This is a genomic window from Caballeronia sp. SBC1 (assembly GCF_011493005.1).
GTDB lineage: Bacteria > Pseudomonadota > Gammaproteobacteria > Burkholderiales > Burkholderiaceae > Caballeronia.
The window spans coordinates 1,762,688-1,788,311 of sequence record NZ_CP049157.1 but is presented as its reverse complement, the minus strand read 5'-3'; the positions used below and the strand labels follow the sequence as shown (position 1 = coordinate 1,788,311).

Here is a 25,624-nt window from a genome sequence, read left to right as displayed (position 1 = left end):
ACTTAAGATGGCAATCGACATTACCGGCCGAACGTTTGGCAGGCTTACCGCTGTAGCTCGCGAGGACGGTTCTCGCTGGCTCTTCAGGTGCGCGTGCGGCGTCGAAAAGGTTCTCGAAGCCCAAAGCGTCAAATACCGCAAGACTCTATCGTGCGGCTGCTTGCGTCAGATTGACATCGCCCCCGGCCATCGCTTTGGGCAACTCACTGCGTCTCACTACGTGAATCACGGCAAGAACGGCGCACGCTGGTTTTTCCAGTGTGACTGCGGGTCCGGGAAGATCTTTCCGTCCAGTTACGTACGAAGCGGCCTCCGGACGTCGTGTGGATGCCGCGGGCGGGCTACCAAGGTCGTCCGCGTGGAACAACCAAGCGCGGATGTTTGGCCGTTCCCCAAGTGGCCCAGGGAGCGCGGCGGGTAGGCGAGCGTCAAGAGACAATCGTCGCGACGAAAGCCGGCAAAGAATGGACACGAGCCTGTCGACTTCATCGCGCGCCGTTGCTGGCGCACCGTCTGGAGCGATTGGACGATGTGGTCGATGTGGTCGATGCCAAATGCAGCCACAGTCGGGGCCTTCGGCATCAAGCCATTAGAGTTTGATCAAAACTGAATCCACGGCAAACCCTGAAAGCGCCAGCAATCCTCCACGCCTCGCCGCTGTTGCGAATCCAGTCGCCTTTCGAAACTCTCTTAAGCAGGCTTTGCGACATCGATAATCATCTGACCAAATCGATGTCGCCAAACTCGTACAAATTTCGTGTAATTATTGAAAGAAAACAAACGTCGAGCTTTTGCGTTAATCCGGCGACGGGACAATCACTGCAGGGGGCGCTATCACGCGCGGCTCGGCAATTTGCGCGCGGCCGAGCAACAGACGAGTCGCCAACGCATCGAGCGATGTGCACAGAATCAAATAGATGAGGCCCACGAACAGGAAGATCTGCACCGGATAGATCATGAGCCGGCTATTTACCTGGTTGGCGAGAAACGCGAGTTCCGGCACGCCGACAATGTAAGCCAGCGACGTATCCTTGACGAGCGACACCCACTGGTTAATGAACGACGGCGCCATGATGCGGATGGCCTGCGGCAGCAGCACATCACGCATCGCCTGCCAGCGTGTCAGCCCCAGCGACAGCGCCGCTTGGCGCTGCCCGCTCCCCACTGCCTCGATACCCGCATAAACCGAATGCGACAGGTAGGCGCCACCGACCAGCGATAGCGCGGCTACGACCGTCGCCAGACCGGGAACGTTGATATGAAGCAAAACCGGCAACAGGAAGAAGGTCCAGAAAATCAGCATCAGCACAGGTATGGCGCGAAAGAATCCGATTCCTGCAAGCAGGATCATGTGGCTCACGCCTCGTGTCATGGCAAGTGCAATGCCTCCTGCCAGCCCGAGGATCGCGGACGACAGGGCGGAGATCGAGGCCATCACCAGCGTCAGCGCCGCGCCGCCCAACGGACCATCGGGAAACGTGCCAACGAGCAAGTACGGCAGATTGGACAGGATGGCGGAAAGAGCGTCGTTCATCGGCGCACCGTTGCTCTCGAGCCGCTGCGCTGGACTACCACGAGCACCACTTCCAGCATCGCGATGGTCAGTATGTAGAGCACCGTTGCCAGACCAAATGCCTGAAATGTCTTGAAGGTCTCGGTATCCACCTGGCGCGACGAATACGAGAGTTCCGCCAGTCCGATCGCCATGGTCAGCGACGAGTTCTTTACGATATTCATGTATTGCCCGAACAAGGGCGGCGTCGAGATCCGCACCGCCTGCGGCAAGATCACATGAATGAATGCGGCGAGAGGCGTGAGTCCAAGGGCGGCTGCCGCGTTGTGCTGCCCCACGGGAACGCCCGATAACCCCGAGCGGAATTCCTCGCCAATGAACGTGATCGAATAGCAGGTCAATCCAATCCAGCCGGCCACGAATTCAAACGATGGCCAATGCAACTTGAACACGCCGAGATCCACCGCATGCGGCGTGTTCAACCAGGTCATGGCCGCTTCGGGCAGGAGTGTCGCCACGCCGAAATACCAGAACAGCAATTGCACGATCAGCGGCGAGTTGCGAAACACCAATACATAGAGCGCAGCGACACGACGCATGGGCGCCGCGCGCGAAGTGCGCGCAAGGGCAAGCAGGCAACCGCCTAACGTCCCTGTGACTATCACGGACGCTGACAATCCCAGCGTCATGCCGAAGCCCTGAAGCAGCCAGATCAGGTACTTCGGCGCAAGCCATCCGTTCATTGGAATCATTCAGTTGAACACGAATGGAAGATTGAAATGGCAAGCCCGGTTTGACCGTTGAGAGGTCGAACCGGGCTTGCCTGAAACATGCAGCGATCAGCTCTTCTGCGGATCGCCGATCTTGAACAAACGCGGCAACGGCGCGCGGCTTTTCGGCCCGAACCACTGGTCATAGATGCGGCTCGCTGTACCGTTTGCTTCGAGACCCGTCAGCGTGTCGTTGACGAAACTCAACAGGCGCGGCTCGCCCTTCGGAACACCCACGCCTTCGTAGTCGTTCGATATGGTGAAAGCCGGGATTTCGTACTTGTCACGGTCTGGCACGTTAGCGAGCAAGCCGACGAGTTTCGGACCATCCTGCGTGATCGCCTGGACGTTGCCGGTTCGAAGCGCGGCGAATGCAAACGGTGTGTCGTCATAAGCCACGATTGTCGCTCGCGGAAACTGAGCGCGAACCTGCTGCTCGTTGGTCGTGCCTTTGTCCGCACCGATACGTAAATCGTTCAGTTGCTCCGGCGACTTCAGGGTGCCCTTCTTCGCGATGAACTGCGTACCCGACGCGAAGTACGGCGTGCTGAAATCGACTTCCTTCTTGCGTTCGTCGGTGATAGTGAAGTTCGCGAAAACGAGATCCACTTTCTTCGATGTCAAAAATGCAATGCGGTTAGTACTACAGCCGTAGATATAAGGAAACTGGCGGTACGCAGCCTCGGCGCCGGTAATGGCACTGCAGGGCGCGGTATTGATGCCTGCGACGCCATATCGACCATGACAACACGTACTCGATGGAGTGAGCGCCGCGCCATAGGAGGCGGCAAAGCAGTCGGCGGATCTCCTGCACACTGAGCGGTACCAAACCTTCAGGTGTTTTTTTTGTCGCGCACCCGCAGGGTGACAAGCACGGCATGGGCCAACAAGGCCAGTGTGATGTGGCGATACCAGCCCTGCCATCGGCGTACCTCATATTGATCGAGCCCGCATTCGCCTTTGGTTGCTTCGAAGCCGATTTCGATTTCCCACCTGCGGCCCGCTACGTTGACCAGGATTTGCCGCGTGGCTTTGCTGCGCGGGGCGTATACGACGTAATACGCATGCTCGCGTTGCTCGTCCAGGCTGCGCCGCACCAGCAGGTAATGCCCGAAGCGGCGCTCTTCTGTGTTGATCTGCAGACGCCACAGCGGGGTGAGCGCCCAGTCATACAGGCGCTCGCCTTTGGCGCCGGCACCTGCTGACAGGCGTCGCCACGCCCGTGCCGGCAGGGCTTCGGCGATCTGGTCGGCCCGTACGTAGTCGGGACCCTGCCACCATAGAGGTTCGTTCTTCGCGACGGCCAGCACGAAGGACTGGCCGCGCGACTCCAGCCAGAGCCTCAGTTGACGGTCGCCGCCATAGACTTCATCACCCGTGACCCAGCCGCACGGCACACCTGCATCCAGCGTACGTTCAAGCATACTGCGCGCGAGTTGCGGCTTCGTTGCAAACTCCACCGACTCGGGAATGCCCGCTGCCTCGCAGCGCACACGGTCATCGGTCCACGCCTTGGGCACATACAGTTCGCGGTCGATAAACGCGCTGCCGCCACAACCGGCATAGCAGAGGAACACGCCGATCTGGCTATTCTCGATGCGGCCTGCAGTGCCACTGTACTGGCGTTGCACCCCGGCCGAGTGGAGCCCCTTCTTGACGAAACCGGTCTCATCCACGATCAGCACCGCGTCACGTTCGCCCAGTTGTTCAACAACATACTCCCGCAGTACATCGCGCGCGGCATCCGCATCCCACTGTGCCCGCTCCAACAGGTGCTGCACGCCGTCGGGTGTCGATTCACCGATCCACTCGGCGAGTTGCCAGCCGTTCTTGCGCTCGACCGTGCCCAGCAGGCCCTTCAGGTACGCGAGTGACCGCTGTCGGGGCTCGGGGCGCCTGAACAGTTCTCCTAGTCGATGGTGCAGCGCCTCCAACTCGTGCTCCCACGTTCTTGCAGTCGAGTGCATAGCTTTATCTGGTAGTTATCCTAAATACTATTAGTATAGTAAAAAATCTACGGCTGTAGTATTAGCCGGGTTGGTCGGTTGGATATCAAGCTTCACGCCGAGTTTGTCAGCGACCGCTTTTGCGTAGTCCACATCAAGCCCGACTATTTTGTTTGTTTTAGGATCGACAAAGCCAAAGGGCGGATTGCTGTCAAAAGTCGCCACGCGAAGCACGCCGGCCTTCTTGATATCGTCGAGGCGATCGGCATGCGCCAGGCTCGACATGAGCAGCAGCGACCCCATAAAAGCTGCGGTGAAGAGTTTGATTTTCATTATGTGTTGGTCTGCGCAGTTGTAGATAGAGCGAGCACACAAGCGGTGCATCACAGCCGGAAATGTAGCAGCGCACCGGGCCGTGACGAACCATCAATTCGTGTTGTGCTAAGCGTCAGACGGAATAATCAACACAGGGACGGCTATGGCGTCGTTCTTGACTGCATGTCAACTGTCAGTGCCACAGGGGGTGACGGAGTCGTCACGCGGTTGCGACGCACTCACGTCTGCTTGGGCGCTGAAGAAGTCATTGCAGACGTGACTACGAGAACCTTCTATTCGCAGCGTCGTCATCGGGACCGGCCCGATGTACGCCGCTGCTCCGGGAGTCAGGTGATCTTGGTCAACCCATCCATTAACTGCAGCGTCGGATAGCCTTGCACCAGTTTTTCGAAACCACGTACAACATCCGCTTCCATTTCCCGGATGCCCTTCTCCCCGTGCACAGTAAATTTACCCGTAGCGTTAAATTGCCGATTGAAGTAGTCGCTCACCTCGTCAATTTTTTCCGGGCTGTCCGAGTCGGTATAGAGAACAGATCGAGGCGACGCCACGTCGTAGAACAGGTTGTGTTTCCATTTGGGTACGAACGAGGCAGGCTTCGACTCAGTGATTAAAAACGAGCCAATAAGTTGTAGCCGCCCCTTCTTCCCCTTCGGCGTCGCAAATGTCCACACCTTGCGCGGAAGGCGTTCCTTCAGTTGTTCAAGCACGACTCCATCAGACCCGAGCGTTCCGATGCGGCCCTCCTTCACATCGAGCGCGAAGTCCTTCCAATGATAAAAAATATCCACGTCTCTCCCAGTTCTTAATCAATTTGCCACAGGGTCTCTCGCGGAGAAATCCGAAGGAGAATGATCCAGCCCATTCTAATGCCCGCAGCGGTACGCCGTTCGAATGGTTTCCCCGGTGTGGGACGGACCCATCTTTTACGGCGCGGGCCGAGTGAGCCGAATCGCCCAAGCAGCGAGTTTGCGCCTTATGCATCGGGCGGGCTTCGAAGAAGAAGCAATCAGGCAGCACGGCGGAGGCAATGTAGCCGATGTCTTCGGCCGACACCCGCCAAGCGAAGAAACTGTCGCGCCAGTGCTGGATCACCTCGACGATCCGATCACTATTGCCTACTTAAATAGGCGAAAAACTGCATAACGCCTAATATTTTGGGCAGTTTGACATACAAAATCATAACACCCCCTTGAATGTGACCTCATACCAGGGTTGAGACGCGTCCGTTGACGAGATCGAGAGGTCGCTTTGATATTCATCTGTTCAGCCTGAGCCGCATGGCGAGGCGGGGCCGCGTGGTGTCGCGGCGGCCGTCAGCGTGAAGCCGCCGTACCCGGTAGGTGGCTTCCAGCGAGGCGAGAAAGATGGGTTGGAACTTATTGGCAGCAGGTCGCCGTCGGAATTCTGGTCTTCTTCATGCTCGCAGTCAGAATCTTGAGTTCATCACCTCGGTGAGTGTCCAAGGGCGCGTGTCATGCCGCAGCGGCTCCGAGCGCCTCAAGAAACGGCCAGGGGAAAATCCCCTGCGCGTGACCGTCGCTGAAAATGAGCTGCACGCCGTACGCCATCGAATGAATGTCCACGACTGTGACGTCTCCGGGTACCTGCACGAAACTCGCGGCGAGGCGGATACGGCGGCACGCCGCGCATGGGCATGCGCGGCGCAAGGCAGCGTGACTGACACACTGCATTTGCGCGCCCCGCCAGTGCAGCGTGAGCGTATGGCCGCGCGAATCGACGTCGATGCGCTCGGGCATGTTCATACCAGAAGTCCTTCGATCTGCAGCAAGGCGATGCGAATAGCCTTGCGTACTTCCGGATCGGGATCGCCAAGCGCTGCTCGCAGCGCTGGCAGCAAACCGCGGTCGCCAAGCTCGCCTAGAGCAAGCGCCGCTTCCCTGCGCAAATTGCTGATGGAATGCGACAGCAATCGGCTAAGCGCCGCACCCGCGGCCGGGTCACGCAACCGGCCAAGCGCTCGCGCGGACTTCAGCCTGACCTGCCAGTATGGATCGTCGAGCGACATGATCAACGCGTCGCGGGCCTGAGCAGCGCGCAGCTTGCCGAGCGTCGCGGCGGCTTCCTCACGCACTTGCCAGGCGTCGTCACGCAAGCCACTGAGCAGCGCATAGACGATAGCTTCCGCCGGCTCCGAGCCCAGTCCCAAAGAACCCACTGCAGCCCGCCGAACGTCGGGATCGGAATCTCCTGCGGCCACTTGCGCGAGTTGCGCAAGCGCGCGCTCGTCCTTCAGCCAGCCCGCGACGCCGACGGCCTCAAGACGCACCCACGCAAGCGGATGTGAAAGTGCTCGCATAGCGGGCTCCAGGGCATCGGACAGGCGCAATTCCCGCAGCGCACGCAGTATCGCCGCCTGCACGAAAGGTTCTGGATGGGCGACCCATTTCAGCAGCACGTGGCCGGACGTCACTTCCTTGAGTTCCGAGAGGCTTTGAGCCGCAGCAAGACGCACCGCTTCATCGGGGTCGAGAAGTGTACGGCACAGCGCGTCAACAACCTCCGCCCCTTCCCAGGCCGCCAGCACGCGTGCGGCCTCCCGGCGCACCTCAGCCGAATCGTCATGGAGAAGCGCATGAACAATCGGCGGCAGCAGGTTCTCGTCCTCCAGATCCGCGAGTTCAAGGAGCGCGATGCGGCGAACCACGGGGTCGGCATAGGACAGGCGCGGCAGCACGACCGCTGCTTCGGGATCGAGCGCATCCGGGTCGAAAGTCAGCGGAGAGAAAGCAGTCATGAGTGGGTGGATGTCTAATGAGCGAATAACGCAATGAATAGTCAGGATGACGTATAACGTGCTATCACGCCGTCCCACGCAGCAGCGCAAGGCAGCGCCGCTTGATGTTGACGAACTCTGCCTCAACCGTGCTTTCGTCATCGCGTGGACGGGCGAGCGGCACCACGATATCGGGGACAATTCGCGCAGAGCGTCGCGACAGCACGAGAATGCGATCGGCCAGAAACAGCGCCCCGTCTATATCGTGAGTCACGAACATCACAGTCGTGCGCATGCGCGTCCACACATCGAGCAGAAGACTCTGCATCATCCGGCGCGTCTGCGCGTCAAGGGAGGATGCGCGGCCGGTTGATCAGCGCGCGTGCAATTTCCACCCGCTGCTGCACGCCGCCCGACAGTTGCACCGGATAACGCGCTTCGAATCCCTGCAAGCCGACAAGTTCGAGCAGCGCACGCGCCTCGCGATGCCGTTCCTCCATGCCGAGCCCGTTCATCTTCAGTCCGAACGCAACGTTGTCAATCACCCGCTTCCACGGGAACAGCGTGTGCTGCTGGAACACAAGACCCCCGGTTTCGATGCGGGCCTCCGACCCGTTCGCCATCGACCGCGATCTCCCCGCGGGTGGACGCCACATGTCCCGCGATAGAACCGAGCAAGGTCGATTTTCCGCAACCGGACGGTCCGAGCACGCAGACGAATTCGCCCGGTTTTATGGTGAAATCTGCGCCGCGCTCAATGACGCCATGACGAAGGCCAATGCCGCGGAAGCTCGAATCAGTTTCCGAATGCTCATCATTACTCAACCCCGAGTAGATAGTGGGTACGCCGCGAACCTGGACGCCACGTGATCAAGTCAGCGCAGCAAAGACGGAATATCGACCTTGACCGCACCGGTCGGACAATCCTGTTCGCACGGCATGCAGTACCAGCATTCGTCGAACTTCATGAAGGCTTTGCCTTTGGAGAGGTCAATCGCCAGCAGGTCGAGAGGACAGACATCCACGCAAACAGTGCAGCCCTTGTCAGCGATGCATTTGTCTTCATCGACGGTGACGGGCGCCGTGCTGCGCTGGAAAATTTCATGAGGCGTATAGGACATGGAGGCTCCGGTCAGGCAGATTCCGGCACGGCTGCAGGCGCGGACACACGCGCGCCAATGCGCAACTTTTGATAGGCACCGCTTTCGTCGTTATCGAGCGCAAGCACGTACGGCTCGACCGCGTGTTTCGCGCTCGTCATCTTGCCGAACTGATCCTTGAAAAGGTGCGTATGGCAGAACCACTCGCTGTCATTACGCTGCGGATAATCCACCCGGTGGTGATAAAGACCCCAACGGCTCTCGGTCCTGAATAGCGACGCACGTGCGGCCATTTCCGCGCAGTCCCTGATCGCCCGCACCTCGGCGGCGCGCATCAGTTCGTGCGGGTGGTGGGCTTTCATCTCGTCGATATCAGCGCTGATCTCCTCGAACCTCTGCAGCCCGATCTCCATCTTTCGTGTGACCTTGGGCGGTTGCAGATAGTCGTTCACCATGCGCCGCAACTTGTATTCGACCTGCGCCGGCGCAAGCCCGAATTCGCGTTCAAGCGGCGCATAGATACGTTGACGCTCAGCCGCGATCTGTTCGTCGTCGAGCGGCGAAAACTCGCGGCCCGCGACTTCGCCGGCCGCGTTCCATCCGGCGAACCAGCCGTAAGTGAACGCGCCGAGCATGTAGTTGTGCGGCACCGCAGCCATGTCGCCGGCTGCATATAAACCCGCCACCGTGGTCTCTGCACGCTCGTTGACATACACCCCCGACGCGCTATGGCCGCTGCAAAAACCGATCTCCGAGATGTGCATCTCCACCATTTGCTGTCGGTAATCGGTGCCTCGTCCTGCATGGAAACGCCCGCGGCTCGGCCGCTCATTGGTATGAAGGATGTCTTCAATCGTCTTGATCGTTTCCGCCGCCAGATGATCGAGCTTCAGGAACACCGGCCCATTGCCGCTTTGCAGTTCCTGGTAGAACTCCCACATCATCTGACCGCTCCAGTAGTCGCATTCAATAAAGCGCTCGCCCTTGCCGTTCGCCGTGAAGCCGCCAAGCGGTCCGGTCACGTAAGCGCAAGCCGGACCGTTGTAGTCCTTAATGAGCGGGTTGATCTGGAAACACTCGAGGTTGGAAAGTGCGGCACCGGCGTGATAGGCCATGGCATAACCGTCACCTGCATTGGTCGGGTTTTCGTACGTGCCCATCAGGTATCCCGATGCCGGCAACCCCAACCGGCCCGCTGCGCCACAACTCAGGATCACGGCCTTGGCGCGCACGATATAAAAGTCGGCGGTACGGCAGTCGAAACCCATTACGCCGCAGACACGTGCGGTTGCGTCGGTCAGAAGGCGCGTGGCGACAATCCGGTTGGTGATGGCGACACGAGAGCGCTTGAGCTGGCGATAAAGTACCTTCTTGATGCTGTGCCCTTCCGGCATGGGCAGCACATAGGAACCCATGTGATGCACCTTCTTGACAGCGTAGTCGCCAGTGCTGTCTTTCTCGAACTTCACGCCCCAGCGGTCGAGTTCCTCGATCGTCTTGAAGCTATGCCGCGCATAGGCATACACCGCCGACTGATCGACAATGCCGTCGTTCGCTATGGTGATCTCCCGCGTGTATTGCTCGGGCGTGGCATGCCCGGGAACAATCGCGTTGTTGAGCCCGTCCATGCCCATCGAGATTGCGCCGCTGCGCTTGACGCTTGCTTTCTCCAGCAGCAACACCCTGAGCGAGGGATCGCGTTCCTTTGCTTTCACTGCGGCCATGGGGCCGGCCGTGCCGCCTCCCACCACCACGACGTCGTATTCCAGAACATGTGTATTCATCGCGCTTTCCTCGCATTCCTGCGTTTCTTTTCCCGGTCGATACGCATCCGGTACTGGAATGCATCGCCGCGAAAATAAAGGTATTCATAGTCAATAGGCGTGCCGTCAGCGCAGTGGGTGAGGCGTTCGATCCTCAGTACCGGACTGCCCTCCTCGACCTGCAGCGCAGCGCCGATTTCTTCGTCGGCGAGGATCGCGTCGATCGATACATCCGCGTGACCGAGCGAGAGTCCGCAGTCGTTCTCAAGGATCAGAAAGATGTCGCGGGTCACGAGGTCGGCATTTGCCAGACGCTTTTCGAGCGCCTCGGGTACGTAGGTGATTTCAAGCGAGACAGGCGCCCGGTTGAGCAGTCGCACTCGATGGATTTCAACGACGCCCGAGCCCTCTGCAATATTCAGACTACTCGCGACGTGGCGGTCGGCCTTAACTACTTTGAACGTGCGCAACTGGTTGACGATTTCATATCCCATCGATGACATCGCCTCCGCAAAGCCTTGTAGCGACGTCACGTTCTGAAAGGCTTTTGGCTTGGAAACGAACGTCCCCTTGCCGTGAATCTTGAACAGCAAACCCTCTTTCTGCAGATCACCAAGCGCTTGGCGCACGGTGATGCGGCTGACCTCGAACATGGCGCAGAGCTCGTGCTCGGATGGCATCTGCCCATGCGGCGCATAAGTCCCGTCAAGGATGCGGCCGCGCAGCACTTCCTTTAACCGGGCATAGAGCGGGGCTGCGGACAGCGGCAGCAACGTGGCAGTGGGAGCAGTCATTTCAACTTGTTATGACAAGATGAAATGAAGTCTAAACAAGCCGATACATCCGACCAACGAAGATTTTCTGATATCGATCAAAGCAGAGTCGCAGATTTTCAGCGGGACGCGCTCTATCAGGAAACTCGAAGAAATCAGATCGCCGAGCGCTCGAGCATGAAAGTCTGAAACTGGATCAGCGTCGGATCAGATGAGCGCTCGGGATGCAGGCGAATGACGAACTGCCACGACCCCGGCAATTCATGCTCCGGAAACAGGCGAACCAGCCGGCCGTGGGCGAGGTCAAAATCGATCAGCGGTGAGCGGCCTAGCGCGACGCCCTTTCCCGCAATCGCGGCGCCGATGATCGGGTTAAAGCTGCTCAGCCGGACCAGGTTCTGCTCCTGAAGCGGACCCGCACCAAGCAGCGCGAACCACGTCTGCCAGTCTATTTCAGGGCTCGACGTGTGCTCCTCCTGCAGCAACCGATGCTCGGTCAGTGTCTGTGGAGTAGCGATCCGTGGGTCCATCAACAACGGGCTGCACACAGGGAACACAATCTCCCGGACCAGCGCCCGGTCGCTCGGGTGAGGGTTCTGAGTGTCGTTTGAAACGTCTGTCAACGGCACGCGCAGGATCGCGATATCGATCGTGTCATTCTGCCAGTCGGGCTCGTCGTCAAACACCCTCAGGTTCACCGCAATCTCCGGATGGCGCGTCGAGAATTCAACCACGTGGGGCGCAAGCCACAGCGATGAAAATGGCGCATTGGCGGAAACCGTTAAAGTGCGGCGACGCTTGCGCCGCCGCATGGTTATGCGCTCACAGGCTTCACCCAACGGAATCAGGCTCGCTTCAATAGCCAGCAACAACTCCTGCCCTGCAGGCGTGGGGGACGCGCGTGAAGTCGTGCCGCCGCGGTGAAGTAACGTTGTACCCAGTGCCGATTCCAGCGCGCGCAATTGATGACTGATCGCGCTCTTGGTAACGTTCAGCTCTTGCGCCGAGCGACTCAGGCTGCCCAGCCTTGCCACGGCTTCGAACGCCTTCAGGGCAGATAACGGCGGAATATGGGGAGAGAGTCTTGGCATGATGGGTAAAGTTTAGCTCAACCCTGGTTGAGAAAGCATCGCTCGCGCGCGACTCCAGTCCATGCCACGATGACCCAATATCTTAAGGAGCCGCCCAGATGTATTTCGATCTTCGCCTTTGGCAACTGACCAAAGGCCTACGCGGGCACATGGTGCTCAGCATTGCCGTCGGACTGCTGGCCCTGGTGGCCGGAATCGCCCGGTTTGTGTTTCTGGGCCAGTTGCTCGCTCTAGTCTTGCGCGGCAGTCCGTGGCAATCGTGGGTAACGCCCTCGGTCGCCGTGGCGGCTGCGATCGTGCTGCGCGCGTTGCTGGATCAATGGCGCACGAGCATCGCCTGCCGCACCGCAGCGCGAGCCCAGGAAACGCTGCGTGGCGAACTGTATGACCGCATTGTGGCGCTCGGGCCGGCCTGGTTTGCCGAACAACGTACGGGCGGCGTGATGTTGTCGGTCATCGACGGCGTCGAGCAGTTGCAGACCTTCTTTGGGCAGTATCTGCCGCAACTGGCCGTGGCCCTCTGTGCGCCGTTTGCCATCTTCGGCTTCATCGCATTCTGGGACCTGCCCGTGGCCGCCGTGCTCCTGGTGGCCGCACTCGTGGCGTTGTTCGGACCGATCGCCGTGCATATGCATGAACGCCGCACCAGCCTTGCGCGCGCCCAGGCATTCAAGGAATTCGGTGAAACGTTTCTCGACGCGGTCCAGGGCCTGCCGACGCTCAAGGCGTTCGGGCAAAGCCGCGTATGGGGCGAACGCCTCGCCACGCAGGCACGCGCGGTCTCCGACAACACCTTCTGGGTGCTCGCAGCGGGCCTCCTTACACGCGGCATCGTCGATCTTGGAGCCGCGTTGGGCGCAGCTCTCGCGCTCGTTCTTGGCGCGTGGCGCGTGACCCACGGGCAGATGGGCCTGACCACGCTCCTGATCGTCCTGATGGCGGGTACGGAGATTTTCCGGCCGTTGCGCGACCTGCGCAGCGTCTTGCACCAGGGCATGCTCGGGCAGGCCGCAACCGCGGGCATTCGCTCGCTGCTCGAGGCGAACCCGCCCATGCCGGAAGCCGGCACGGACCCGTTGCGCGACACTCAGGCGTCACTGGATTTCGACAACGTGCGCTTTGCCTATGCCGGTGGCCGGGGACTCGCGCACCGCGGGCTGACATTCTCGGTGGCGGCAGGCGAGCGCATCGGCATTGTGGGACCGAGCGGCGCAGGCAAGTCTTCGATTGTTCGTCTGCTTCTGCGCCAGTACGATCCACAAAGCGGCAGTATCCGCATTGCGGGTCAGGACGTGCGTACGCTGGACCCCGACGCACTGCGCGCGAAGATCGCGGTGGTCGCGCAGGACACCATGTTATTCGCTGGCACCGTCGAGGAAAACCTTCGGCTCGGGCGCCCGGACGCCACCGCTGATGAGCTGGAAGCCGCCGCGCGGGCAGCTTACGCTCACGACTTTATCTCGAGCCTGCCTGACGGGTATCAGACTTCTATCGGCGAACGCGGTGTGCAGTTGTCTGGTGGCCAGCGCCAACGGCTTGCCATTGCCCGGGCACTGCTGCGCGATGCCCCAATCCTGATCCTGGATGAAGCCCTCTCGGCCGTCGATGCGGAAAACGAGGCGCTGATTCAGCGGGCGCTGGACCGTCTGATGCAAGGCCGCACCACGCTGATTCTCGCGCACCGTCTGTCAAGCGTGATCGGCGCCGATCGCATCCTGGTTCTGGACGATGGCCTTGTCGCGGAAAGTGGTACGCATAACGAACTGATGAAAAGAAGCGGGTTGTATCACCGCTTGATGGCGGCGCAAGCGACGCCTCACCGAGTCTCCGCGTTGCGCTCCGATGCAGCCAGTCTTCAGGCAGGCGTGCCCGCGGCGCCCCTCGGGAAAATCGGGCACGCTGGCGACACGGAAGAAGATGCTGTGCAAGGTCCGCGCGAGCTTGATGCCGATGCGAGAATCCTGGATTGGAAGGCAACCCTTGCGTCGCTGGTCACGGCAATCCATCCCTGGCGGGTACGTCTGGCGCTGACCATTCTATTAGGCGTCGGGCGAGTGACGGCCTTCATTGGCGTTGGTGTGTTAGGTGCATGGCTGGTCTCTGCGCTGCGTGCCGGCGATCCGCATCAGGCCATTGCGGCCTATCTGTTGCTCGTTGCCCCGCTTGCTGCCGTTTTGCACTGGCTCGAATCCTGGCTCGCGCACGACATGGCGTACCGGCTGCTGGCGGATCTTCGAATCCGATTGTTCAGGCAACTTGATCGTCTGGCGCCGGGCTACTTGTTGCGCCGTCGCTCCGGCGACCTTGTAACGCTCGCCACGCAAGACGTTGAGACCATCGAATATTTCTACGCGCATACGGTCGCCCCCGCAGTCGTCGCGGTACTGGTGCCGGCCGCGGTGATAACCGTCCTCGCAACGGCGGCCTGGCCACTTGCGCTCGGGCTGCTGCCGTTCCTGGCGTACGCGATGCTCTCGCCGGTGCGCGGGCGCAGCCGTATCGATGTGCTGGGCAGCAAGGCACGCGAATCGCTGGGCCTGCTCGGCGCGCATATGACAGAGACCATCCAGGGTTTATCCGATCTGCTCGCGTTCCAGGCGACCGGACGTCGGCGAGAAGCGTTCATGGCGCTGGCGCGCGAATACAGCGTGACCCGGCTCGCACTGCTGGCGGATCTGGCTCGACAAACTGCGCTGCTGGATGTCGCTACGGGCCTCGGCGGATTGACAGTCGCCATAGTCGGCGCGTGGCTGGTCTCAGCCGGGCAGCTTTCGGCGGCCTGGCTGCCGATGCTGATTCTGCTAGCCGTGGCCGCCTTCATGCCAGTGGCTGAGATCGCGCAGGTGGGCAGGCAACTGGCGGATACGATTGCGTCGGCTCGGCGGTTAAGGGTCGTGCATGACGAGCCGGTTCGAGTGCTCGATGGAGAACGCGACTTGCAACCATCGCCGGGAGGATCGGAAGTCCGCTTTGAAGACGCTCGCTTTGCCTACGCCGAGCGTGCCCAACCTGTGTTGAATGGCGTGTCTTTCCGCGTGCGTGCCGGCTCTACGGCAGCGCTTGTGGGAGCATCAGGCGCCGGCAAGAGCACGATTGCGAACCTGCTGCTGCGTTTCTGGGACCCCGATACAGGTTCGGTCCAACTCGATGGCGTGGACTTACGGCGCTTGCGGCTCGACTCGCTACGCTCACACGTTGCCCTCGTGTCACAGGACACGTATCTGTTCAACGATACGCTTGAGGCCAACATTCGCCTCGCCCGGCCTGATGCCAGCGCGGACGCATTGCGACTGGCACTGGAGCAGGCATCGCTCGCCGACTTCATAGCAACGCTGCCGCAAGGGCTCTCCACGCGCGTTGGTGAACGTGGTGTGCAGTTGTCAGGAGGCCAGCGTCAGCGTGTTGCCATCGCGCGCGCTTTTCTCAAGGATGCGCCCGTATTGGTCCTGGATGAAGCAACGTCACATCTGGACGCCATCAGCGAAGCACAGGTACACGCCGCGCTGAAAACGCTCATGGCCAACCGCACGACCCTGATTATCGCTCACCGCCTGGCGACCGTACGCGAGGCCGACCTGATCATCGTGCTGGATCACGGTTCGGTGATTGAAGCGGGACCCCACGCGCAACTGCTCGCGAACAACTCGGTCTATGCGCAGCTGGTCAACCGGCAACAGGTAGGCAGCGGCTTGCAACACTCCGCGTGAGGCGGCCGTTCATGTACGCCACGGATGCTTATAGCAATATGCCAACGCTGCTGGCCGGTTCACGTCGACTTTGTTCCGCGCGGTCTCAGTGCGATGGGCCTGCGTCAGCGTGCACCGGTGCTCGCCATGAAAGTCCGATGACCACACCAAGCACGCACAGCCCGGCGATGTACCACGCGGGCGCCATGACGATCCCCTGCCGACCCACCAAGTACGAAGCGACTGCCGGCGCAGTACCTCCGAAGATCGCGTAAGCGGTGTTGTACGACAGCGCAAATCCGGTGAAGCGGACTTCAGGCGGGAAGCTCTTGACGATAATGTACGGTCCGAGCGTAATGGTGCCGATCAAAAATCCGCCCGCAATATAAAGCGGCCACACCGCGCTGCTTCCGGAACTCAGTGCGAAGTAGAAAGCGCTTGTCACAGCCAGCATGGCAAGGCTGCCCAGCGCATACGCGCGGCCACCGCCAATCTTGTCTGCAGCCCATCCGGCGGCCGTACTGCCAATGATCAGCCCGAAGATCGACCAGGAGTTGTTGGTGAAGACCGCTTTCGCTTCATAGTGAAACTGCGATTGCAGGAAGGTCGGCGTGTAGAGGAAATACAGCACGAAGATTCCCGAGAACACCCATGTGGCGAGCAGAGACACTGCTATCGCACCCCGATGATGCTTAAGCACCACCGACAGCGGCAGACGCGGGTCGGAAGCGCGCTTGGCGCGAAGGGCCTCGAAAACAGGCGTTTCGTGCAGATAGCGGCGCAGGTAGACAGAGATCAGTCCAAAGATCCCGCCAGCGATAAACGGCACACGCCAGCCCCAGCTCTTCAGGCTATCCGCATCGAGGCTGCCCATCAGGTACTTCGCGCTCAATGCACCGAGCAGGATACCGGTGCAAAGTCCTGACATCAGGAGGCCGCAAGCAAGCCCCACGCGGTCGCGCCGGACGTGCTCGGAGCAAAAGATCCATGCCCCCGGCACTTCACCGCCAACCGAAAGGCCCTGAAGTATCCGGCAAAAAAGGAACAGCAGCGGCGCGATCATGCCGAGCATCGCGTAACTAGGCAGCAGACCAATCAGCAGCGTAGGGAACGCCATCAGGAACAGGCTGAGCGCGAACATCTTTTTGCGCCCGATCCGGTCGCCGAAGTGGGCGAAGAAGATGCCCCCGATCGGACGAACAAGGTAGCCGGCGGCGAAGATACAAAACACCTCGAGCTGGGCTAGCCACTCCGGCGTGTGCGGCGGAAAGAAGACCGTGGCGAGCAACTTGGTGAAGAATACGGCCACGATGAAATCGTAGTATTCAAGCGCGCCGCCCAGTGAGGCGAGACCTAGCGTCTTGATGTCACTCCAGGACATCGACTGGCGCCCCAGGGACGCCTCATTTGATCTGGCTGGTGTAGTACTCATTGTTGGCTCCAAACACGTGAAAGTTGACGTCTGGCAAAATTGCCGATTCGCACTGGCAAGCACACTAATCAGCATACTGACGATATAGATTTCGCCTTGGTAACTGAAGAACGCGCTGGTCGATATCCTTGCGCGACGCTTGGGTTAAGTTGACTCTTTAGGTTGGGGAAATATCTGTCTGTGAAGTCGGTCTGGCAACTTGGCGGTAAAATCATCAGCGCACTGACAAATAAGTTTTTATCCTGAAAAAAAACCAAATGCAACAGGGGTTCGCATAGGGGTTGCACGAACAGGAATGCGACGAAGTTGCCGCCTCCCCAAGCAGGCTCTTGCCCGCCATCATGCAAGCGCGAGTTACACTTGACCCGGCTGACAGGACTTACTGGAAAGGATGAATATGGGCACAGTTACGGAGAAGAAAGCGACCGTCTCGAATCCGACGATTGAGACCGGCCACTTATGGCAGCGCCCGGGCTTCCTGATCCGGCGCCTCAACCAGATCCACATCGCGCTGTTCTTCGAAAGCTGTAAGGATTTCGCGATCACTCCGGTTCAGTACGGCTTGCTTACGACGCTAAGCGAGCGTCCCGGGCTCGACCAGACGTCACTGTGCGCTGAAGTCGGCGTCGACCGTACAACCATGGCAGACGTTCTCCGGCGCCTGGAAGAGCGTGGGCTCGTCAAGCGCGAGCCCAGCCCTGCTGACGGACGGCAGAAGATTGCAAACATCAGCGCCAAGGGGCGACGCGTAATGAACGAAATGTACGAGAGCATGCGCGAAGCGCAGGTCCGGTTCCTGGCGCCACTGGACCCGCAGGAGCGCGTCGAATTCGTCCGCATGATGATGCAACTGGTCGAAGGCAACAACCAGTACGGCCGCACGTTGCTCAAGCACTTCGACTGAGAAACCGCCATCTTAAGACGCCAGTTCCCCTGCTGATCAGGGACCGCCACGGCTCTGGCATCAAGTGGTCGCCAGACATCAACCGTGCACGGTGCATGTGCCTGGATTTCGGTCGAGGCAACCGCGCCGAACGATTTTCTGCGGCAGCTGGAAACCCGCTTCACTGCGAGATGTCCCGACGAAACGTTTCAGGAACGAAGAGCACGCCGACTATCACGGACATGCCTGCAATCACGATCGGGTACCACAGGCCGAAGTACACATTCCCGTTTTCGACTGCCATCGCGGAGACCACGAACGGCAACATGCCGCCGAACCAGCCAGATCCGAGATGGAACGGAAGTGAGAGAGAGGTGTAGCGAATTCACGCGGGAAAGAGTTCGACCATGAATGCCGCCATCGGGCCGTAGACCATAGCGAGATATACGATCAGCAACCACATCAGGAAGACCACGGCAGGCGCGTTGATCTGCGACGGGTCCGCGTGCTGTACCCAGCCAGCGGCCAGCAGCGCGCGCTCCAGATCGCCCCGGTCGCTGCCGTGCACTGTCACGTCGCCAATGGCCGTAGCGGTCGTCTGGCCGCCCTGCAACGGCACTTGCTGATACGAGACCCCCGAGGCACTCAGGAACGAGCGGATGCGGTCGCATTCGCTCCTTGGCGCGGCGAACAGCGAAAAGTGACAGTCATCCGCGTGGACTGTTACCGGCGAGGTTTTCTGGAACAGCTCCAGTTTCGGATTGGCGTAGTGCGTCAGGGCGTGAAAGATGGGCTGCGTGGTTAGTGCGAGCAACAGGCATGCGGTCATCATGATCCACTTGCGCCCGATGCGGTCCGAAAGCCAGCCGAATACAAGGTAGAACGGAAAGACGCACACCAGCGCGATAGCCAGAAAAAGGCTCACCGTGTCGGGTGCAACTTTCAATGTGTTCTGCAGGAAGTACATTGAGTAGAAGTGGCCAGTCCCAAACACGACGCCAACGCCGGACGCTGTGCTGAACAGCATGATAAGCACGTACTTGAGATTTTCCCACTTGCCGAAACTCTCGCTGATCGGAGACTCCGATAATTTTCCCGCCTCTTTCATGCGCTGGAAGGTCGGCGACTCCGCCAGCTTTGTCCGCAGGTAGACGGAGATTACGAGTAACACAAGAGAAACCAGGAATGGCACGCGCCAGCCCCAATCCTGGAATGACGCGTTATCCATGGCGCTCCGGCTTGCGCTGACCACCGCAATGGATGACAGCAAGCCAAGCGTCGCGGTGGTTTGAAGCGAGCTCGTGTAGAGCCCGCGGCGGCTTGCAGGAGAATGTTCCGCAAGGTAAGTAGCCGCCCCACCCGTTTCACCGCCCAGTGCGAAACCCTGCAATAGTCGCAGGCCGACGAGCAACACCGGCGCCAGCATGCCGATTTTCGCGAAAGAAGGCAGCAGCCCGACACCAACCGTAGCGGCACCCATCAGGACGATGGTCGCCATAAAGGTATATTTCCGGCCGATCCTGTCACCGAGACGGCCGAAGAACAACGCGCCGAGCGGTCGCACAAGGAACCCCGCACCGAAGGTCGCGAGACTCGCCAGGAAAGCCGTGGTGTCGTTGCCGCTGGGGAAAAAAAGCGTACTGAATGTTCCGGCCAACGCGGCATAGATATAAAAATCGTACCATTCGAGTAATGCCCCGAATGATGACGCGATGATCAGCGTAAATTCGCGGCGAGTGATAGCGCGCCGCGTTGGCTCTGACGTCGAGATGTCCATTCTCACTCTTGGCGGCACGACTCTCACCACGTTTCAGTTCAGTTATGCTAATTGCACAAAATTGACCGGGCGCTGCCGGGCCAGAGTCAAACCACGCTGTTATTTGGTGCACCCTATTCCTTCACGGCGGCTACCAATCCCCGAGTACTTCCAGCGCTTCGTCGCGGGTCATGACGGCCGCGTATTTTTGCGCCATGTCGAACAGGTTGCCGTCGTGAGGAGCAATGGCGCGGTCGCCAACGCAATCGGAGAGCACGAACGGACGGAAGCCGCACTGCATGGCATCAACCACGCTTGCGCGCACACAGCCGCTTGTCACTGCGCCGGCAATCACCAGTGTCTGTACGCCACGCAATGCGAGCCACGCAGCCAGCGACGTGCCAAAGAACGCCGAGGGTACCGTCTTGCGCACCACCAGCTCGCCCTCGCGCGGCGTGAGTTGCTGGACGATGGCGCTGTTGTGCGACCGCTCCTTGAGCGCGAGCAGACCTGGCACCTTCAGTGTGAAAATATTCTCATCGGCGTCATCGTCCGCGAACACAATGCGTGTGTGGGCGATGGGCCAACCGCGCTCACGCGCGTGTGCCAGCAGCGCGACGGTGCGTTCGATGGCCGACGCGATATTGCCCCCGCCAAACACTTCGGGGTCCGCAAAGCCATTGACGAAATCGATGATGAGCAGACCCACCGGCGCCTTCGGTTCGAGCGTCGAGCCGAAGCTCTGGCGTTGGTAGGTATCAAGTTCATTGGACATGCTGTTTCCTTAACAATCTTGTTTATCCAGCACGCGGCCGTTGCGCACCACTGCTTCACCATCGAGGAATACGTCGCAGTGACGCAGCGGGATATCTATGTGACAGGTCGTCGTGCGTTTCCCGCCCGCTTCGTTGTTCGGTCCTAGCGAGAACAGGAAGTTGCCTTCGAAGGCACGTGCGTCCATGCCAATGGTCGCCTCGCGATCGTATAAGCCCAGCGTCGACCAGTGCGCGCGCGGCTGAAGCCCCCAGCCTATGTGCGAGATCGCGTACGCCTCGGGGTCTCTGAACGTGCTCATGTATTCGTTGAGCAGATCTGCGTCCAGGCCTCCGTCAATCCGGGTAGCGAAGCCATTCTCGATGGTCAGTTCGATACGATCCTGAACGTAGCGCTTCTGCGGCAGCAGGATGTCTCCGCGATCGATCACGATGCGCCCATAAGCGCGGCCTTCATCCGGGAAAGTCAGTGCGAAGCCGCTCGGCCAGTGATCCCACCGCCCCGGTTCATCGACGAAACCGTATTCTGCAATCGCCTCGAATTCGCCTATCGGGCAGTGAAAGTCCGTCCCTGCAGCCGAAACGATGTGCATCTCGCGGGCCCGGTTGATACGCGCTTGTGCGGCGAGTACGCGCTCGCGATCGGCCAGACTTGGCACGAGCCGCGTAAGCACCTCGGGTGGCTCGACCGCGAGCAGGATCTTGGTGCCAGTCTTCAGGATATCGAGCTGTTCGGGTGAGAACAGCAGCGTCATCAAGTCCAGCACCAGGTCACTCGCCTTGAGTGCGGCGATCGCCGCAGGGTTCCCCGTGAGCGGCGTCGTGCCGAGATACGCGAGCGGGTCACGGCTAAGTGCCTTCTCGCCGTTCACCGGTGGCAGGTCCAACCGGTTGACGATCGCGCCCATCGACTGCGTGGCGATCAGCGCGGTCGAGAGTGTTTGTGGATGCGTCCCGGCACCCGTGAGAATCGTGACGGTCTGACCCGCCTCGAGCCGCGAGAGCGTGAGCACCTGCTTCCACGCTTCAATCATCTGGTAGTCACTGACTGGCATAGTGGTCTCCGTAAAAAAGGGGCGTCAGGCCCGGCCGTCAATCCGAACCGGCAACGCTGCGCCCAGAAAGTCACCAAACGCGCGATAGAAGCCTTCCGCGTCGTCCCACGGAATCATGTGGCCGGAATCGGGAACATGCGTATGAGCGAGCCGGGGCACCAGCGTGCGGATCTCCTCGATATCTTCCGGGCGCACCACATCACCGCGCCCGGCGGTCATCAGCATGGCAGGGACGCCGACGTGGGGCAGGTCCACATGGACATCGTCGGTATGAAAACCCTCGAAGCTCGCGATCACTGCACGTTCGTCGCACGTATGCAACCACTCCGCGCGCAGCTGCCTCTGCTCATGCGTCCAGGTGGGACAGAACGCGCGCATGCCTTCTGCATCCGTTCCTTCGCGCGCAAGCCGCATGGAATCGACGTACCACGGCAGCTGCGACGGATACGAACGGCGCCCCGGTCCGGACACGGGTGGATCGATCATGACCAGCCGCGCCAGACCGGCTGGCTGCGTACGAGCGGCGCGTACGCCAATGCGTGCGCCCATCGAATGACCCACCACGCTGTAGCGTTCAAGCCCGACCTCCTGAGCGAACGCGATCAGGTCTGCAGCTTGCGCATCCAGGCTGTAGTCGAGCGTATCGGACGCCGAAGATAGCCCCCGGCCACGAACGTCAAGCACGTAGGTATCGAACGTCGTGCCGAAGCGCTCGCCGACAAAACCCCACGTCACGGCCGGGCTGGTGATACCCGGCACGATGATGACGGCGTCGCGCCCGGCGTCCGCCAAGGTGGCACCGCCGTAGCGCAGGTAATGCTGGCGGATCCCGTTCGCGTGGACGTTGCCACCATAGAGGAAGGTGGATGCTGTGCTCATGAGGGTACGGGATTGATCGATCGTGGGCACGTCAGTAAGCACCCGATAGCAGCGCACCGGCACCCGGCACGACTGCTTCCAGACCGAGCTGCTTGAGCATTGCGTAGGTGGTCGCAATCGAGGCAGTGATGACCGGCTTGCCCGTCATCGCCTCGACCTTGGCTACTGCCGCCAGCGACGGCATCTGCACGCAGGCCGAGAGCACGATCGCATCGGCATTCGATGTATCCATCTGGGTCACGATGCCAGGTAACAGGCTCGGGTCGTGACGGCCAACATCGAGATTGTCGGGAATCTCAAGCGCACGGTAATCAAGCACCTCGTATCCTTCGTTGCGAATATAGTCGACCACCAGTTCAGTAAGCGGCTTCATATAGGGCGCGACGACTACGATCCGCTTGGCGCCGATCACCTTCAGCGCATCGACCAATGCGCCGGCACTGGTGATGACCGGTGCCGCCCCGCCATTCTCAACGGTACGCGAGCGCAGGCGTTCCTGCGACACGCGGTGATAACCGTGCCCCATCGCCATGATTGCAACGAGGCACGCGTAGCCCAGCACATCCACACGCGCATCGCTCAGTTCAAGCGCGCAGCGGTCCGACTCCGCGTCCATTGCGGCCAGTTCTTCCTTGACCACCTTCTTCATACGCATGCGGCTGGAATGGAACGTGAAACGCTCGGGACGGATTGTCTGGCGGGCGACCAGCATCGCCGGAATCTCCGTCTCCATTGTCGTGTTCGAACTCGGCACAATCTGGCCAATCCGATATTGCTTTGTCATTGCTTGCTCCGTGTACATTTGATTTGGTATGCTTATGATCGTGGCGGCAGTACCGAGGTCATAGCTTGAAAATGCGTTCCGCATTACCGTGACAAACAAGCTTGCGGACCGCTTCATCCAGCGGCGCCTGCTCGATGAAATCAGCGGCAATTGATGTCGATTCGTACGGGTAGTCCACCGAGAACATCACCGCCTCAGGACCCATTTCGCCAATCGCGCCAAGCAGCGAGGGTGCCGAGCACACACCGGATGTAGTGATCAGGATGTTCGTTCCGATGTACTCGGACGGCGCGCGCTCAAGCCGGATACCGTGCGAATAAACAGGGAAACGGCTGTCAAATCGCCACCGCAGATACGGCAAGCCTTCGCCCATGTGGCCCAGGATGACCTTCAGCGCGGGGAAGCGGTCGAAGACACCGCCGAAGAGGAGCCGCAGCGCATGGCTGCCGGTCTCCACGCCCCATCCCCATGCAGCACCCGTCAATTCCGGATGACCGTCGAACACCTTCGGCATGACATAAGCATCTGTAGGATGCAGATACAGTGGCACGTCGAGTTCCTGCATCCGCTCCCAGAAAACGTCGTACGCGCGGTCGTCGTAGTACGTTCCCAAGGTGTGTCCATTGACCAGCGCGCCTTTGAAACCGAGCTCGCGTACAGTGCGGGTCAGTTCGTCAACGGCACCTATCGGCGTATGCATGGGCAACGTGGCAAAACCGCCGAACCGCGTTGGGTGACGCGCAATCTGCTTAGCCAGGAAGTCATTGCTTTCCTGCGCGCGAGTCATTGCCACGGCCGGATCAGTCTCGCCCTGCACGCTCGGACCTGTCTGGGACAGGATGGTGTAATCGATCCCTGCACGGTCCATCTCGGCAATGCGCTGCTCGTCGAAGTCAGCAAGGCGCGCAGCGAGATCCGCCAGTACGTCAGGGGCAATGTGCTGAGTAAAGCTCTTCGAGTAGCCCTGAAAGCCGGGCGTTGAAAAGTGTTCTTCCAGGGCAATTTTCCGAATTCGTTTAGTCATGAAAAGACTCCATATATTTATTCAGCATACTGATAGTTTGAAGACTACGTAAGCTTCGACGAACCCTAAAGCCCGTCTCAAGCTACCGTGGCCAGCGGATTTATTCGCCTCGGCCAAAGAGACGTTTTATGCGGCCCCAGAGAACACTCCACACCAGACTACCGACGTTGAATCGGGTTGTCGAATCTGCGGAGGCAGGCAACTCGGCGCCCGCTAGTTGTGCTGTGATCCGCGCACCAAAGTCGGCAATCATCCGGCGTACGAAGTCTTTAACCAGGCCCGACCGCGAGAATTGAGCCAGCGGTCCCTGCAACATATATTCGAGCGTGACGGCTACTCGCGTCTGCGTCCCGTTCGATTCATCGCTCAATGCGTAAGTCACGTCGCCATTTGCTTTCGAGCGGCTGATGTTGTCCTGCCCGGCTCCGCGCATCACGGCGCGGTGCGCAGCGTCATCGCGTTCAAGGCGCGCCGCGCCCGCGAAATTCGCCGACATCGGACCAAACTTGATGGCGATCTTCCCTTTCACCTTTTCCGCGTCGTGTTCGATCAATTCGGCGCCCGGAAGGCATGCGGTAACAGACGGCAGGTCGCCCATGAACGCCCAAACCTGATCGAGCGGGAACGGCACGACAAAGCTGTCGTCAATTGCGGTCCAGCCCTTGCGTGCACCCGTCTGCTGGACGTTTGAAACCGGCGACGCGGCATCGTCCCGCGATAAGCGCGCAGGGGCATCGACAGACATCGCGCCCACCGCGGCGAACGTCTGAAACTCGCCTGCTGCCTGCTGCGGGGCTTTATGTGCAGGCTCCTGTCGAACTGGGGCAACGGCAACATCGGCTGGCGGATTCTCCTTCAGGTCGACAAGCACGGCTTTGATCGCGTTGACGATACCGACGTACCCCGTACAACGGCACAGGTTTCCTGAGAGCTCGAGTCGAATGCGCGCCTCATCAGCATCCGGAAAACGCCGTACGATATCGCGCGCGGTAATGAGCATGCCCGGCGTACAGTAGCCGCATTGCAGAGCGTGATGAACGGAGAACGACCGGCGCAGCCGCTTCATCAGTTCGTCGTCGTCGAAGCCTTCGATCGTACGAACTTTCTGATGGTCACAGGCCACTGCAAACGTGATACAGGAGCGCACTGGTTCACCGTCTATAAGAACCGTACACGCGCCACACACACCGTGCTCGCAACCAAGGTGCGTGCCAGTCAGGTTCTGATTGTCGCGAAGAAAGTCGCCCAGATGGGTACGCGGCGCGACATCGCCGCGGATTGCCCGGTTATTGATGGTGAGTTCAATGACAGACATGGAAATTC

The 25,624-nt window shown here is 60.0% G+C and carries 19 protein-coding genes and 4 pseudogenes; 2 read left to right on the top strand and 21 right to left on the bottom strand.

Going from position 1 to position 25,624, the window contains the following annotated elements; all coding sequences use genetic code 11:
* Positions 1–796 precede the first annotated feature (796 nt).
* From SBC1_RS26025 to SBC1_RS25965, 13 genes and pseudogenes are all read right to left on the bottom strand, one after another.
* Positions 797–1,534: an amino acid ABC transporter permease gene (locus SBC1_RS26025; RefSeq protein WP_165100833.1), complete on the bottom strand. Its 738-nt coding sequence runs from the start codon at positions 1,532–1,534 to the stop codon at positions 797–799.
* Entirely contained in the window at positions 1,531–2,256 is a 726-nt protein-coding gene (locus tag SBC1_RS26020; protein ID WP_165100836.1) for an amino acid ABC transporter permease, read from the bottom strand. Before SBC1_RS26020 ends, SBC1_RS26025 begins: the two co-directional genes overlap by 4 nt.
* A gap of 96 nt (positions 2,257–2,352) precedes the next feature.
* Complete coding sequence (locus tag SBC1_RS26015) at positions 2,353–3,099, bottom strand: transporter substrate-binding domain-containing protein (protein ID WP_371826758.1); 747 nt, start codon at positions 3,097–3,099, stop codon at positions 2,353–2,355.
* A gap of 41 nt (positions 3,100–3,140) precedes the next feature.
* A pseudogene (locus SBC1_RS26010) lies at positions 3,141–4,250 on the bottom strand (IS701 family transposase); the annotation flags it as partial.
* Positions 4,251–4,310: 60 nt separating this feature from the next.
* A pseudogene (locus SBC1_RS26005) lies at positions 4,311–4,562 on the bottom strand (transporter substrate-binding domain-containing protein); the annotation flags it as partial.
* Positions 4,563–4,891: 329 nt separating this feature from the next.
* Positions 4,892–5,356 carry a hypothetical protein gene (locus tag SBC1_RS26000; protein WP_165100842.1) on the bottom strand — a complete coding sequence of 155 codons (465 nt, stop codon included), beginning with the start codon at positions 5,354–5,356 and terminating at the stop codon, positions 4,892–4,894.
* 684 nt (positions 5,357–6,040) lie between these two features.
* Complete coding sequence (locus tag SBC1_RS25995; protein WP_165100845.1) at positions 6,041–6,331, bottom strand: gamma-butyrobetaine hydroxylase-like domain-containing protein; 291 nt, start codon at positions 6,329–6,331, stop codon at positions 6,041–6,043.
* Positions 6,328–7,323, bottom strand: coding sequence for a HEAT repeat domain-containing protein (locus tag SBC1_RS25990; protein WP_165100848.1), 996 nt, complete (start codon positions 7,321–7,323; stop codon positions 6,328–6,330). The genes SBC1_RS25995 and SBC1_RS25990 overlap by 4 nt, the downstream gene beginning before the upstream one ends.
* 64 nt (positions 7,324–7,387) lie before the next feature.
* Positions 7,388–8,082 (bottom strand): annotated as a pseudogene (locus SBC1_RS25985) (ABC transporter ATP-binding protein).
* 95 nt (positions 8,083–8,177) lie between these two features.
* Positions 8,178–8,423, bottom strand: coding sequence for a ferredoxin family protein (locus tag SBC1_RS25980; RefSeq protein ID WP_165989044.1), 246 nt, complete (start codon positions 8,421–8,423; stop codon positions 8,178–8,180).
* An 11-nt stretch (positions 8,424–8,434) separates the two neighbouring features.
* Positions 8,435–10,186 carry a fumarate reductase/succinate dehydrogenase flavoprotein subunit gene (locus SBC1_RS25975; protein ID WP_165100855.1) on the bottom strand — a complete coding sequence of 584 codons (1,752 nt, stop codon included), beginning with the start codon at positions 10,184–10,186 and terminating at the stop codon, positions 8,435–8,437.
* Positions 10,183–10,959: a GntR family transcriptional regulator gene (locus tag SBC1_RS25970; protein WP_165100858.1), complete on the bottom strand. Its 777-nt coding sequence runs from the start codon at positions 10,957–10,959 to the stop codon at positions 10,183–10,185. The genes SBC1_RS25975 and SBC1_RS25970 overlap by 4 nt, the downstream gene beginning before the upstream one ends.
* A 134-nt stretch (positions 10,960–11,093) precedes the next feature.
* Positions 11,094–12,029: a LysR substrate-binding domain-containing protein gene (locus SBC1_RS25965; protein ID WP_165100861.1), complete on the bottom strand. Its 936-nt coding sequence runs from the start codon at positions 12,027–12,029 to the stop codon at positions 11,094–11,096.
* A gap of 98 nt (positions 12,030–12,127) precedes the next feature.
* Between SBC1_RS25965 and SBC1_RS25960 the strand changes: the two genes are divergently transcribed.
* On the top strand, positions 12,128–15,736 hold the full coding sequence (locus SBC1_RS25960) for an ABC transporter ATP-binding protein (RefSeq protein WP_165100864.1): 3,609 nt from the start codon (positions 12,128–12,130) through the stop codon (positions 15,734–15,736).
* Positions 15,737–15,821: 85 nt separating this feature from the next.
* Here the strand turns inward: SBC1_RS25960 and SBC1_RS25955 are convergent, their stop codons facing one another.
* Complete coding sequence (locus SBC1_RS25955; RefSeq protein ID WP_165100867.1) at positions 15,822–17,147, bottom strand: MFS transporter; 1,326 nt, start codon at positions 17,145–17,147, stop codon at positions 15,822–15,824.
* A gap of 397 nt (positions 17,148–17,544) precedes the next feature.
* On the opposite strand from SBC1_RS25955, the gene SBC1_RS25950 reads away from it, so the two are divergent.
* Positions 17,545–18,051, top strand: coding sequence for a MarR family winged helix-turn-helix transcriptional regulator (locus SBC1_RS25950; protein WP_165100870.1), 507 nt, complete (start codon positions 17,545–17,547; stop codon positions 18,049–18,051).
* A 160-nt stretch (positions 18,052–18,211) separates the two neighbouring features.
* Here the strand turns inward: SBC1_RS25950 and SBC1_RS25945 are convergent.
* The 7 genes and pseudogenes from SBC1_RS25945 to SBC1_RS25915 all read right to left on the bottom strand — a co-directional run bounded on the left by SBC1_RS25945 (position 18,212) and on the right by SBC1_RS25915 (position 25,622).
* A pseudogene (locus tag SBC1_RS25945) lies at positions 18,212–19,807 on the bottom strand (MFS transporter).
* 130 nt (positions 19,808–19,937) lie between these two features.
* Positions 19,938–20,561 (bottom strand): N-carbamoylsarcosine amidohydrolase, encoded by a 624-nt coding sequence (locus SBC1_RS25940; RefSeq protein WP_165100873.1) that lies wholly within the window; start codon positions 20,559–20,561, stop codon positions 19,938–19,940.
* Between the two features lie 9 nt (positions 20,562–20,570).
* Positions 20,571–21,614 (bottom strand): 2,5-dihydroxypyridine 5,6-dioxygenase, encoded by a 1,044-nt coding sequence (locus SBC1_RS25935; protein WP_165100876.1) that lies wholly within the window; start codon positions 21,612–21,614, stop codon positions 20,571–20,573.
* 24 nt (positions 21,615–21,638) lie between these two features.
* On the bottom strand, positions 21,639–22,493 hold the full coding sequence (locus SBC1_RS25930; RefSeq protein ID WP_165100879.1) for an alpha/beta fold hydrolase: 855 nt from the start codon (positions 22,491–22,493) through the stop codon (positions 21,639–21,641).
* Between the two features lie 31 nt (positions 22,494–22,524).
* The gene (locus tag SBC1_RS25925) at positions 22,525–23,277 is read right to left on the bottom strand and encodes an Asp/Glu racemase (RefSeq protein ID WP_165100882.1); all 753 of its coding nucleotides are present in this window, start codon (positions 23,275–23,277) and stop codon (positions 22,525–22,527) included.
* A 58-nt stretch (positions 23,278–23,335) separates the two neighbouring features.
* Positions 23,336–24,301 carry an amidohydrolase family protein gene (locus SBC1_RS25920; RefSeq protein ID WP_165100885.1) on the bottom strand — a complete coding sequence of 322 codons (966 nt, stop codon included), beginning with the start codon at positions 24,299–24,301 and terminating at the stop codon, positions 23,336–23,338.
* A 100-nt stretch (positions 24,302–24,401) separates the two neighbouring features.
* Positions 24,402–25,622, bottom strand: a complete 1,221-nt coding sequence (locus SBC1_RS25915; protein ID WP_165101642.1) for a 2Fe-2S iron-sulfur cluster-binding protein — start codon at positions 25,620–25,622, stop codon at positions 24,402–24,404.
* Between the last annotated feature and the right edge of the window lie 2 nt (positions 25,623–25,624).